This window comes from Streptomyces sp. NPDC002640, from assembly GCF_053592575.1.
The window spans coordinates 117,861-131,070 of sequence record NZ_JBSFVZ010000025.1 but is presented as its reverse complement, the minus strand read 5'-3'; the positions used below and the strand labels follow the sequence as shown (position 1 = coordinate 131,070).

The following is a 13,210-nucleotide window of genomic DNA, read 5'->3' as shown; positions in this document are numbered from 1 at the left end:
CACCCACCGCCACCTCACCCGGATACATCCCCAGCACATTCAGCACGTCACGGAAGTTCACCCCCGCCGCACGCACCGCCACCCGCACCTCACCCACACCCAACACCGCCACCGCATCCGGCGCCGGCACCAAACCCACGTTCTCCACCGCACCCCGCACCGACACCCCCACCCGCCACGCCCCCTCGGCAGGGGGGACGAGGCCGGGCCGGGCCTTCGCCAGCCGTGCCGCGAGCACGGTGGTGGCGCGGACGGCGGTCTGGGGTTCGCCGGAGGCGACGGCACGCGCGAGCGCCCGCTCGTCGCCGCCGCCGTCGGTGGAGGTGGCGGTGGAGGTGCCCGTGGCGTCCAGGTCGACCAGCACGATCCGGCCGGGGTGCTCGGACTGCGCCGAGCGCACCAGGCCCCACACGGCGGCCCCCGCCACGTCGGGCAAGGTGTCGGCGGGCTCCGCCTGCACGGCGCCGCGGGTGGCCACGACCAGGGTGGTGTCGGCGTACCGCTCGTCGGCGAGCCAGGCCCGCAGGTGTCCGAGCACCTCGGAGGTCCGCGCGAGCACGGCCTGCGCGTCGGTGCGGCCGGACGCGTCGGTGGAGCCGGAGACCTCGGCGCAGGCGGACAGCACCACGTGCGTGGGCGTCCGGCCGTCGGCGGCGAGCTCCTCGAGCGTGCCGGCCCGGGTGACGAGCGGCTCGCCTCCGCCGGTCTGGGCGAGTTCGCCGGGCTCGGGGCCGGCCGCGGGGACCGGCGTCCAGTCCAGCTGGTACAGGTCGTCGGGCCGCGGCTCCTCGTCGCCGAGGGCGGGCGCGGGCCGGGTGACCACACGGTCCACGGTGACGACGGGGTTGCCGGCGGGGTCGACGGCCCGTATCCGCAGGCCGTCCCCGTCGTCCGCGGGGGATATCCGGGCGCGCAGGGCGGTGGCCCCGGACGCCCACAGCGTCACGCCGGTCCAGGAGAAGGGCAGGCCGGCCTCGCCCTCGTCACCGCGGACGGCGGCCGACTGGAGGGCGGCGTCGAGCAGAGCCGGGTGCAGTCCGAAGCCGCCGGCGGCGCTTTCGGGCACCTGGAGCTCGGCAAAGACGTCCTGGCTTCGCGTCCAGGCCGCCGTGACACCGCGGAACAGCTCGCCGTACTCGAGACCGGCCGCCCCGAGCGCCTCGTAGAGCGCGGCCGGGTCGGCGGGAGCGGCGTCCTCGGGCGGCCAGACGCCGACGAGTTCGGGGTCCTCGGAGACGACCCGGGGCCGGGGCGCGAGGACGCCGACGGCGTGCCGCGTCCAGGGCCGGTCCGGCCAGCCGTCGCCGGCGGCGCCGTCCTCGCGCCGCGCGTGGACGGTGACGTTGCGTCGGCCCTCGTCGTCGGCCTCGCCGACCGTGAGCTGCACCTGCACGGCGCCGTCCTCGGGCACGGTCAGGGGAGCCTCGAGGACCAGCTCGTCCAGCTGGTCGGTGCCCGCCTGCTCACCGGCCCGCACCGCCAGGTCCACGAAGGCCGTACCGGGCAGCACGATCCGGCCGTGCACCCGGTGCTCCGCGAGCCAGGGCTGCGCGACCGGGGAGAGCCTGGCGGTGAACAGGTACCCGTCGTCCTCCGCGAGCGCGATGCCCGCGCCGAGCAGCGGGTGGTGCGTGACGCCGAGCCCCGCGGACGTGACGTCGCCCGCCCAGGAGATCCCGGACGGCCAGTGCCGGTCGGCGGCGAAGGCGTAGGCGGGCAGCGGGATCCGCCGGCCGCCACCACGGGCGAACACGGCGGCCCGGTCGAGGTCCGCGCCGCGCGCGTGGATGCCGGCGAGGGCGCGCAGCAGGGTGGCGTCCTCGTCGTGGTCCGGGCGCAGGGCGGGAACGGCCGTCGCGTCCTCGGCGATGTGCGGCACGAGGGCGGACAGGGTGCCGTCGGGACCGAGTTCGAGGAAGACCCGGGTCTCGCCGAGGGAGGCGATCGCGTCGGCGAACCGGACCGGCTCACGGATCTGCCCCACCCAGTAGTCCGGGGTGGCGATGTCACCAGGAGCCGTGGTCACGACCGGGATGGCCGGAGCGTGGTACGTCAGCGACTTCGCGACGGCGGCGAACTCCGCCTGCATGGGCTCCATCAGCCGCGAGTGGAACGCGTGCGAAACGACCAGCCGCTTCACGCGCACGCCCTCGGCGCGCAGCCGCGCCTCCAGCGCGTCGATCGCGGCGGCGTCACCGGAGACGGTCACGGACGTGGGGCCGTTGACGGCCGCCAGATCGACGCCCTCCGGAAGCTCCAGCCCGTCCTCGGCAGCCTCCACCGCCAGCATCGCGCCACCTGACGGCAGAGCGTCCATCAGCCGGCCACGCGCCGACACCAGCCGGCACGCGTCCTCCAGCGACAGCACCCCCGCGCAGTGCGCGGCGGCGAGTTCACCGATCGAGTGACCGACCAGCACGTCCGGGACCACACCCCACGACTCCACCAGCCGGAACAACGCCACCTCGACCGCGAACAGCGCGGGCTGCGTGTACACCGTCCGCGCCAGCAACTCCGCGTCGTCCCCGAACACCACATCCCGCAACGGCAGTTCGAGATCGACCCGCGCGCACACCGCGTCGAACGCCTCCGCGAACACCGGGAAGGCCTCGTACAGCTCACGCCCCATCCCCACCCGCTGCGCGCCCTGACCCGAGAACAGGAACGCCGTGTTCCCGCCCCGCACCGCACCGGAGACCACCAGCGGCGACGGCTCCCCGTCGGCCAGCGCCCGCAACCCGGCCACCAGCTCGTCCCGGTCACCACCGACCACGACCGCCCGGTGCTCCAGCGCCGCACGCCCCGTCGCCAGCGAGAACGCCACGTCCGACGGCTCCGCCTCCCCGGCCACCGGCAGCAGTTGCTCGGCCTGTCGCCGCAGCGCGGCGGCCGAACGGCCCGACAGCTGCCAGGCCACCGGACCGGCGGCGCCCTCCCCGGTCGTCTCCTGGGCGGCGGAGCTCTCGGGCGCCTCCTCGATGATGGTGTGGACGTTGGTGCCGCTGACGCCAAAGGAGGAGACGCCCGCCCGGCGCGGTCTCTCGCCGCGGGGCCAGTCCCGTGCCTCGGTCAGCAGCTCGACCGCGCCCGCCGACCAGTCCACCTGGGAGGTCGGCCCGTCCACGTGCAGGGTGCGGGGCAGCCGCTCGTTGCGGAGCGCCTGCACCATCTTGATCACGCCGGCGACGCCCGCGGCGGCCTGCGCGTGCCCGATGTTGGACTTGACCGAGCCGAGCAGCATCGGCCGGCCCTCGGGCCGGTCCTGGCCGTAGGCGGCGAGCAGGGCCTGCGCCTCGATCGGGTCGCCGAGCCGCGTGCCGGTCCCGTGCGCCTCGACGACGTCCACGTCGGACGGGGAGAGGCGGGCGCCGACGAGCGCCTGGAGGATCACCCGCTGCTGGGAGGGGCCGTTGGGGGCGGTCAGTCCGTTGGACGCGCCGTCCTGGTTGACGGCCGAGCCCCGGACCACGGCGAGAACCTCGTGGCCGTTGCGCACGGCGTCCGAGAGCCGCTCGACCAGGAGCACGCCGACGCCCTCGGACCAGCCGGTGCCGTCGGCTGCGTCCGCGAAGGACTTGCAGCGGCCGTCGGCGGCCAGCCCGCGCTGCCGGCTGAACTCGGTGAAGACGCCGGGGGTGGCCATGACGGTGACGCCGCCTGCCAGCGCGAGGCTGCTCTCGCCGCTGCGCAGCGACTGGCAGGCCAGGTGCAGGGCGACCAGCGACGACGAGCACGCCGTGTCGACGGTCACCGCGGGCCCTTCCAGGCCGAGGGTGTAGGAGACCCGGCCGGAGATCACGGCGGTCGCGCCGCCGGTCAACAGGTGCCCGGCGGTGCCGGGTTCGCCCGCCAGCAGGCGGAGGTAGCTCTGGTCGTTGCTGCCCGCGAACACGCCGGTGCGGGTGCCGCGGACCGACTGGGGGTCGATCCCGGCGTGCTCGAACGCCTCCCAGGCGGCCCGCAGCAGCAGGCGCTGCTGCGGGTCCATGGCGAGGGCCTCGCGCGGGGAGACACCGAAGAAGTCGGCGTCGAACTCGGTCGCGTGGTGGACGAATCCGCCCTCGCGGGCGTAGCTGTGTCCCTCGCCGTCCGGGTCGCCGTCGAAGAGTTTCGCGAGGTCCCAGCCGCGGTCCGTGGGGAAGCCGGAGATCGCGTCGCGTCCCTCGGCCACCAGCCGCCACAGGTCCTCGGGCGTCCGTATCCCGCCCGGGTAGTGGCAGCTCATGCCGATGATCGCGATCGGCTCCTGGGCCGCGGCCTCCTGGTCGCGCAGTTTCTGCTTGGTCCGGCGCAGGTCGAGCGTGACCAGCTTGAGGTAGTCCCGGAGCGTCTCGTCTTCTGCCATGTTCCCGGTACCTCCCAGGCTGCCGCTCGGCCACGGTCCACCCGGGGCCGTCATGCCGCGGGTCCGTTTTCGGGACATCCGCGTCCGCGACGCTATGGACGGCCGGAGAGGGCGGGCAACCCCTACCTGGCGGGACGACCCCTTATCCGGGGAACGCGGGCCGCCGCGGCCGGGGGCTCAGCGCAGGGCGACGGGGAACTGCAGCATGCCGCGGATGATGAAGGAGCCGCGTCTGCGGACCGGGCCGGCGCGGTGGATGCCGGGCGCCCGGGCGGCGAGCGCGGCCAGGGCCGTCTCCGCCTCCATGCGGGCCAGGGCGGCTCCCAGGCAGAAGTGGATGCCCGCCGAGAAGGCGAGGTTCTCCGGGCCGGGGTCGCGGGTGATGTCGAACCGTCCGGGGTCGGGATAGACCTCGGGATCGCGGTTGGTGCCTCCCGCGCAGATCGCCACCTCCTCGCCGGCGGCGATCGTCTGTCCCTCGAGCTCGACGTCGGTGTGCGCGATCCTGCGGTACTGCTGCACCGGCGGGTCGTGGCGCAGGGTCTCGCGGACGACGGCGGGCGCCAGCGACGGGTCGGCGACCAGCATGTCCCACTGCTCGGGGTGCTCGAGGAGGGCGAGCAGTCCGTTGCCGATCAGGTTGACGGTGGTCTCGGTGCCGGCCAGCGGGAGGAACATGCACAGGGGGACCATCTCGTCCATGGTCATCCGCCCGTCCTCGACCGCGGGGAGCAGGTCGCTGATCAGGTCCTCGCGGGGGTCGGCCTTCCGTTCGGCGATGATGTCGTGGAACATCACCGTCATCTCCGCGATGGCGGCGGCCGCGCCGCGGGCGGCCTGGACGGTGGCGACGCCGTCGAGCAGGTAGGCCATGCGGCGGCTGAGCCGGAAGAAGAGCTGCCGGTGGCGGGGCGGGATGCCGACCAGGTCGCCGATCACGCGCAGCGGGAGCTGCTGGGCGAAGGCCCGCATGAAGTTGACCTGGTCGCGGCCCGCGAGCATCTCGTCGATGAGCTCGTCGGTGAACCGCTCGACCTGCGGCTGCCAGTGGGCGAGCCGGCGGGGGTTGAGCGACGGGGTGGCGAGCCGGCGCAGGCGGGTGTGGTCGGGCGGGTCGAGTCCGAGCATGGAGTTGTCGAACGGCATGAACTCGGGCGGCTTGTCGCCTTCCGCGGTGCGGACGCCGAAGCGCCGGTCCCGCAGAATCTGGTTGGCGACACGGTGGCTGGCGGTCGCCCAGGCGCCCACCGCGCTGCGGTGCAGGGGCCCGCGCGCGCGAAGCCGCTCGTAGAGCGGATAGGGATCGTCGGGGACCAGCAGCACGGCGGCGTACGGGTCGCCCTCCTCGGCGGTCCTGCGCAGGTAGTCCTGCACCACGGTCGCCTGGTATCGCGCTCTGCGCTCCGCCTCGAGTTCCGACATCCGTCACCCCACAGCGCATGGGGCAGTCCGTCTGCCCCGTCCGTCACGCTACGGGGAGACGCACCCCTAGCCTCAACCCCTACGTCCGCCGGGCGCACCGCGGGAGAGCTGGTGGGCGGGGCGGAGGTAGGGGCTCCGCGCGACGGCAGCACCCGGCGCGGAGAGGTCGGTGGCGTGTCCGCGCACCCGCCGCCCGGGCGGGGCTCAGGGCTCGTCCGTGTGCCGGGCCGCGGCAAGGTCCAGGAACCGGGCGAACTCGCGGACCGAGTCGTCGCTCCCGTTCCCCCCGGCGAGCACGACCGCGGGAGGGCGGACGCCGTCGCCCGCGGCCAGCCGGGCCAGCTCGTACGCCCCCGCTCCCCCGCCGGAGAAGGCGCCCAGCGCCGACAGCCGGCCTTCCGTCACCACCGGCCGCAGCGCCTCGTACCAGGCGCGGACGCCGTCGGGGGCGGGGTGCAGCAGGATCAGCGCGTCCGGGCCGGGGTAGAACCGGGCCACCCGAGAGTACCAGGAGGGCGGCGCGTCCGGCGAGGGCGCCAGGCAGACGACCCCGCCGGTGCCGGGCCGGAGCGTGGCGAACGCGGTGTCGGGCCGCGTCGCGCGGGGCACGGCGTCGAGGAAGCCGGCGACGGTCGTGACGTCGTCGGCCCGGTGGGGCAGCTCGCGGAGCAGGCGGGCGCAGTGCGCCAGCAGGCCGGTCGCGTCCGGGAGCCGCGCGCGGTCGTGCTCGACGGCCAGGACCAGGCCGCCGCCCTCGTCGTAGTGCGAGACGAACGTGACCGGGAACGAGGTGGGGGCGCCCGTCCTCTCGGGGCTTTCCACGCGGACGCCGAGCGCGGCGAGCGAGGGCTCCAGTCCTTCGTGCGGCCGGAGCCGGGTCTCGAAGACGAGCAGGGTGTCGTAGGCGCGGGGCGGACGGGCCGCCTGCCGGTCGGTGTCGTCGTCGGGGGCGGTCCAGGAGCGGATCTGGCCCGCGGACACCCATTCGTAGGCGGCCAGGTCGAGCGCCCGGTCGCGCAGCCGGACCAGGAGGTCGGGCACGGTGGCGCCCGGGTCGACCTCGACGGACACGGGCAGCGGGTTGCGCAGGGCGCCCGGGAGGCGTTCCACGCCGTCGAGCGGGATCCCCCGGCCGGAGACGGCGACGCTGAACCGCACGGGCGTCGGCCCCGCCGCCCCGGCCGCCCGGTACAGCAGCAGCGCCCACGCGACCTGGAGCGCCCCGCTCTCCGTGGCGCCCCAGCGGGCCGCCCACACCCGCAGGCGGGTGGCCTCGGCGGCGGTGAGCCGCAGCACGGCCCGGCCGGTCCCGGGCGGGGCCGGCGGGCCGGGGGGCGTGACGACCGCGAGGGCCTCGGCGCTCCGCGGGGGGACGGCGCGCAGCCAGAAGTCCCGTGCCGCGGTGAGGTCCTGGCCGGCGAGCCAGTGCGCGTGGTCGCGCTGGTCGGGTCGCCGGTCGCCGCCGGGCAGCGTGCCGCCCGCCACGTACGCCCGGTAGAACTCCTCCAGGAGCAGGCGCACGCTCCAGGTGTCGAGCAGCGCGTGGTGGTAGGTGAGCAGGACGCGGGTGGCCGGCGCGGCCACGGGCGCGCCGTCCGGGCCGATGTGCCGGGGGCCGTCGAACAGGGTGACCCGCAGCGGGCCCGGGGAGCGCGGGTCGAGGCCGCGCCGGCGGTCGCCGACGAGGACGTCGGACCAGGACGCCTTCGCGTAGGACAGCCGGACCACCTCGGACACGACGCGGTCGTGGACGACGACGCGGGGGTCGGGCCCGGCGGCGAAGGACGACCTGAGCACCGACTCCTGGTCGAAGACCGACTGCCAGGCCGCGGTGAACCGCCCGGTGTCCAGCGGGCCGTGCCAGGTCCAGCTGAGCTGCTCGATCTGACGGCCGGTGCCGGGGTGGGCGTCGGCGTCGGCGAGGAGTTCCCGCTGGAGCGGGCTCGCCGCCACGGTGAGCCGCGGCGTGTCGCATGCCGTCACCACCGGCGCGCCGTCGGCACCGCGCGCCAGCTCCTCCAGGACGTCGCGCAGCACGGCGAGGAGGCGGTCCGCGGACTCCGCGGTGATGCCGTCCCGGGGGGCCGGCAGCCACTCCAGCCCGAGGCGCAGCCGCCCGCCGGAGGCCGTCCGGGCGGTGAGGTCGAGCGCGTACGGCACCACGGGCCTCGGGCCGGGCGAACCGGCCGCGTCGGGGACGAACCGCGCCAGCACGGGGACGGGTTCGCGCAGCACCAGCCGCAGGGCCGGGTCGGCCGCGTACTCCCGGCACGCGCCGTACGAGCCGCTTCCGACGGTGGCCAGACGCCGGGCGATCCGCTCGACGGCGTCCGCGGCGTCCGCGGCGTCCCCGTCGTGGCCGGCGGCGGCCATGAGGACGACGGGCTCGGTCTCGGCGAGCGGCCCGACCGTCCGGGCGAGGGCGGGGCTGTCCTGACGGCCGTCGGTGTGGACGTCGAAGGACGCGTACCCGGTGCCGCGCCACCGGGCCAGGGCCAGGCCGACTGCTCCGGTGAGCAGTTGGGCCGGGGTGAGCCCGAGCCGGCCGGCCAGGACGCCGGTGAGGCGGGTGGTGGCCGCCTTGCCCAGCAGGAAGCCGGGATGCCGGGTGGGGGCGTGGTCCGGGAGGGGGAAGCGGGAGCGGAACGCGGTGGCCGCCGCGCGGTCCTCCGCGACGGTCCGCCAGCGGTCGGTGGCGGTCGGGTCGGCGGCCAGGGCGGGCAGCGAGGCCACCCAGTCCGCGTACCGCACGTCCTCCTCCGCGACGAGGTCCTCCTCACCCGCCGTCAGGAGGGTTTCCAGGTCGGCCCGCAGGACGCCGGCCGAGCGGGCGTCGGCGACGAGCTCGTGGACGACCACCGCGAGCCGGCGCCGCTTGCGCAGGAGGACGGCCCCGAGGGGGTGGCCGGCCGAGGGGTCGAGCCCGCGGGCGACGTCGGCGACGGCCGCCGCCTCGCGTGCCCGGCCGACGTCGGCGACGCCGCACAGGGTCCCGTCCGGTGTCGCGGGCGCGGGGTCGGTGCCCGTGTCGTCCGGACCGGAGGAGGACGTGCCGGAGGAGGACGTGCCGGAGGAGGACGTGGCGGAGGGAGTCGTTCCAGAGGAGGACGTGGCGGAGGAGGTCGTGCCGGAGGGGGGCGCTCCGACCCGTGTGCCGAGCAGCGGGTGGGCGCGGACGAGCGCGCGCAGGGCACGGGCGACCTGGGCGGGGGCGAGCGGTTCCGTCACGTCGACCAGCACGACCGGGTGCGTCCGGGACCGGCCCTCCTGGTCGCGCAGCAGGTCGAGCTGGGCCGGAGCGAGCGGCACGCCGGGCCGGTCGGGGGAGGTGAGCAGGTCCGCGACCAGCCCGGCGGGGAAGGCGTCCGCGTCGGCCGCTCCCGCCACGTGCAGCAGGTGGTGGTCGCTCCCCAGCCGCTCCAGCCGGTGCTCCCACCGTCGCCCCGCGGTTGCCTCGCCCGGGCGGCCGGCGCCGGCGCGCTCGAGCACCGCCGCCACCCGTCCCTCGCTCAGCGGCCCGCGCACCTCCAGCACGGGCGGGCCGTGGGGCAGTTGACCGGGATCGACGACCACGGTCGTCGCCGCCCCGGGGGGAGCCGTGCCGAGGGACGGGCCGCCTAGGGGGCCGCCCGGGGACGAGCCGTCGAGTCCGGCGTCCTGGAGACCCGCGTCCCGTTCTTCGCTCATCGCGGTGTCGGGGCGGTCGCGGCCCCTGCCTCCTCTCCCCTGTGTCGGTGCGCTCCTTGCTCTCCTTGCTCTCCCTGCGTCCTCCGGGCCGGCGGCGGTCAGCCGGTCCGGGTCGCCTTCTCCCCGCCGGGGGCGGCGAGCGCGGAACGCGCCGGGGGGAGTTCGGAGGAGCTCATCAGGATCGACCGCTGCAGCCGGCGCAGCCCGGCGGACGGTTCGAGGCCGAACTCGCGGACCAGGGCGCGGCGCAGGCGCTGGTAGACCTCCAGCGCCTCGGTGCGCCGGCCCGAGCGGTGCAGCGCCATCATGAACTGGCCGTGCAGCGTCTCGTGGGTGTGGTGGCGGCTGACCAGGACGGACAGTTCGCCGATGATCTCCCGGTGGCGGCCCAGCCGCAGATCGGCCTCGATGCGCTGGTCCAGCGCGCAGAGCCGGATCTCCTCCAGGCGGCGGACCTCGGCCGCCAGGTGGGTTCCGGCCCGTACGTCGACGAGCGCGTCCCCCCTCCACATCGCCAACGCCTCGCGCAGCTGCCGGGCCGCGCCCGCCAGGTCTCCGGCGTCCATGGCCCGGTGTCCCATACCGGCCAGGCGCTCGAACTCGCGGACGTCGCTGGAACCGCCCGAGGTGTTCAGCAGGTAGCCGCCGGGCACGGTGATCAGCACGTCCTTGGCGGTGCGCGGCGGTGCGCCGCCGGCGTCGTGCGCGAGGGCCGCGTCGATCATCTCCCGCAGCTGCAGCACGTACGTCTGCAGCGTGGCACGCGCACTGCGCGGCTGCTTCGTACCCCACAGCTCCTCGGTCAGCGAGGAGACGTAGACGACCTGGTCGGCGTTGAGGGCGAGCAGGACGAGCACCTGCCGCGGCTTGGGGGCCGTCGGCGTGATCGAGACCCCGTTCTCCCGGACGGTCACCCCGCCCAGTACCGAGATGTCCAAGGCTTCTCCCCCACGCCGGATGAGTCGGCAGTCTGCGAGCTTCCGTCAGCCCGATGCTGTGATGGTTCGAGTAAAAAACAGCACGGACGGTTTGTCAACGCGTCGAGAGTGCTTCGAGCGGGCCATTCTGCGGTCTCTATCGGCAGTCGAGAGGGTGAATCACCCACAAAACAGACGACGGGAGGCCCTGTGGCCACCCCGATCGGCTGGCCACGGCAATGAAAAACAGCTCAAGCGGTCTTTTGTTGAGGGTCAGACCCTCAGCCCTTCAGCCCTCAGCCCTCGGCGCCCGCGCTCAGGGGAGGCAGCATCAGGTCCCAGAACCTGGTGACCGTCCCTCCGTCGAGCCAGGACCCGTCCCGGCCGCCGAGCACCTCGAAACCCACCGTCGCCGCCACGACGGCCTCCGCGGCCCCCCGCGTCGACACACCGGCCGCGAGCAGGTCGGCCTGGGCGGCCCGGTCCAGCATGCGCTCCACCCACGCCTGCCACTCCTGGCGGGGATCGGCGCCGTCCGCGTCCTCCCCCTGGAACTCCGGCCCGCCGCACAGCGCGAAACCGGCCCGGACCACGACATCCTCGGAGAGGCGTCTCACCAGCGCGTGCATGGCGTCGACCACGCCCAGGAGGGGGCCGGCCGCCTCGGCGGCCTCGGTCGTCCGCCGCACGGCGACCGCGGCCTCCCGCCGGACGGCGTCGGCCAGTGCGCGCTTGCTGGCGAAGTGGAAGTGCAGCGCCCCGTTGCTGACGCCCGCGCGCAGGCTGATGGCGGAGATCGAGGCACTCGCGTACCCCTGCTCCGCGAACACCTCGGACGCGGCGCGCAACAGCGCCCGTCGCGTACGGGCGGCTCTCTCCTGCTTCACCATCACAAGCCTCCTGACACACCGCGGCGCTCGTCGTCCATCTCGGGCCTTCCGGGGCAGGGGCAGGACGGAGAGGCGGACCGGGGCACGCTCCAGGTCCTTGCGGCCACAATAACAAACCGCGCGTGCGGTTTATAGAGGGGGCCGACGTCTACCGGCGGGTGGGGCCCCAACGGCTCGGCGCCGCGGGCTCCCCGCCCTCCTCCTCCGCTTCACACCATGAAGGCCGCGCGGTGGTCCCGGGCCCATGCCTCGAAGGACCGCGCGGGGCGTCCCGTCACCCTGCCGACCGCGTCGTCGACCTGGGACTTGGCGCCCGCCCGCTGACGGTCCGCGCTCGCCAGGAGCGCCTCGACGACCTCGGCCGGGTGGCGCCGGGCCCATATGGCGCGGGCCTGTTCCCGGGTCAGCTCCTCCAGCCGGAGCGGAACCCGCAGGATGCGCCCGAGCTGCTCGGTCTGCTCGGCGGCGCTGAGCGCCGCCGGTCCGGTCAGGGGGTAGGACCGTCCCGCGTGCTCGTCCTCGGTCAGTGCGCGTGCGGCGACCTCCGCGACGTCCCGGGGATCCACGCACGCGTTGGCGGAGGCCCCGTACAGCGCCCGCACCACGCGTTCCTCGCGTACCGAGGCCGCCCAGGACAGCGTGTTGGACATGAACGCGCGCGGCCGCAGCAGCGTCCACTCCAGGCCGGACCCGCGCAGCAGTTCCTCGGAGGCGCGCTGCCAGCGGGTGAGGGCGTCGTCGGCGTGCGGGTCGAGGACGGCGGCGGCGGAGAGTTTCACCACCCGCCGGACGCCGGCGGACCGCGCCGCGCGGAGGAAGGCGGCGTCGTGGTCGCCGCCGACGACCGTGGTGACCAGGAACGCCGTCCGCACCCCCGCGAGCGCCGACGCGAGGGACGCCGGATCACGGTAGTCCGCCGTCACCGCACGAGCCGTGCGGCACTCGTCCGGCAACCGTCCGGGATCGCGCGTCATCACCCGCACCCGCGGAGCGTCCCCGGGTCCGGTCCCGGGGGCGGCGGAAAGCGACCGCACGACCTCCCTCCCCACGGTCCCCGTCGCACCGGTCACAAGAATCACTGGCGTTCCCCTCTCGCGCAGAGCGCTTCATTCCGGTCCCGCACACCGACAGGCCGCGGACCACGATCGGTAGCTTGTAAGATACGAACTGGGCGGTTTTTTGTCGGCCCTCTGTAACCAGCGACCGAAGGAGGCCGACGACATGGTGAAGCAGGAACGGGCCATCCAGACCCGCCGGACCATCCTCTCCGCGGCTGCCGCGGTCTTCGAGGACCGCGGCTACCAGGCCGCGACCATCAGCGAGATCCTCACCACGGCCGGCGTGACCAAGGGAGCGCTGTACTTCCACTTCCCGTCGAAGGAGCACCTGGCCCAGGGCGTGCTGCACGAACAGGACCAGTGGCTGCCCGTGCCCGATCGTGCCTGCAAGGTCCAGCAGCTCGTCGACACGGTCATGCTGCACGCCTACCGCCTGCAGACCGACCCGATGGTCAGGGCGGGCGTCCGGCTCTCGCTCGACCAGCAGGCACACGGCCTCGACCGGAGCGGTCCCTTCGTCCGCTGGGGCGAGATAATCAGGGATCTGCTCGAGAAGGCCCAGGAACAGGGCGAGTTGCTGCCGAACGTCCACCCCGTCGAGACCGCGGACACCCTGGTGGGCGCCTTCGCCGGGGTCCAGGCCATGTCGCAGGCCATGTGCGACTACCAGGACCTGCTGCGCCGGGCCTCCCACCTGCTGCGGCACGTCCTGCCCAGCGTGGCCGTCCCCTCGCTGCTCGCCTCCGTCGACTTCTCCGAGGCGCGGGGCGGGACGATCGCCGACGAGCTGCGCAGGCCGGCGACCGGAGAGCGTGCGGCAACGGTCGGCTGACGGACCAGCCAGGGGGCGTGCTGAGCGGGCCTGACCGCCCGGGCTGGCAGAACGGACCG

General features: G+C 75.0%; 7 protein-coding genes. 1 reads left to right on the top strand and 6 read right to left on the bottom strand.

The genetic code is table 11. The annotated features are described in order from the left end of the window. From ACWD3O_RS27905 to ACWD3O_RS27880, 6 genes are all read right to left on the bottom strand, one after another. On the bottom strand, positions 1 to 4,345 hold a 4,345-nt coding region (locus ACWD3O_RS27905), incomplete at its 3' end, for a beta-ketoacyl synthase N-terminal-like domain-containing protein (protein ID WP_451417784.1). Between the two features lie 177 nt (positions 4,346 to 4,522). Beyond that, positions 4,523 to 5,722 (bottom strand): cytochrome P450, encoded by a 1,200-nt coding sequence (locus ACWD3O_RS27900; protein WP_451417783.1) that lies wholly within the window; start codon positions 5,720 to 5,722, stop codon positions 4,523 to 4,525. Positions 5,723 to 5,971: 249 nt separating this feature from the next. Next, on the bottom strand, positions 5,972 to 9,454 hold the full coding sequence (locus ACWD3O_RS27895) for a condensation domain-containing protein (protein ID WP_451417782.1): 3,483 nt from the start codon (positions 9,452 to 9,454) through the stop codon (positions 5,972 to 5,974). A gap of 98 nt (positions 9,455 to 9,552) precedes the next feature. Then, on the bottom strand, positions 9,553 to 10,392 hold the full coding sequence (locus ACWD3O_RS27890; RefSeq protein ID WP_451417781.1) for an AfsR/SARP family transcriptional regulator: 840 nt from the start codon (positions 10,390 to 10,392) through the stop codon (positions 9,553 to 9,555). A 275-nt stretch (positions 10,393 to 10,667) separates the two neighbouring features. Beyond that, the gene (locus tag ACWD3O_RS27885; RefSeq protein WP_451417780.1) at positions 10,668 to 11,261 is read right to left on the bottom strand and encodes a ScbR family autoregulator-binding transcription factor; all 594 of its coding nucleotides are present in this window, start codon (positions 11,259 to 11,261) and stop codon (positions 10,668 to 10,670) included. Between the two features lie 209 nt (positions 11,262 to 11,470). Beyond that, entirely contained in the window at positions 11,471 to 12,340 is an 870-nt protein-coding gene (locus tag ACWD3O_RS27880; RefSeq protein ID WP_451417779.1) for an NAD(P)H-binding protein, read from the bottom strand. Between the two features lie 142 nt (positions 12,341 to 12,482). Here ACWD3O_RS27880 and ACWD3O_RS27875 point away from each other — a divergent pair, with 142 nt between their 5' ends. Next, a complete protein-coding gene (locus ACWD3O_RS27875; protein ID WP_451413748.1) occupies positions 12,483 to 13,151 on the top strand; it encodes a ScbR family autoregulator-binding transcription factor in 669 nt (222 codons plus the stop codon). Positions 13,152 to 13,210 lie beyond the last annotated feature (59 nt).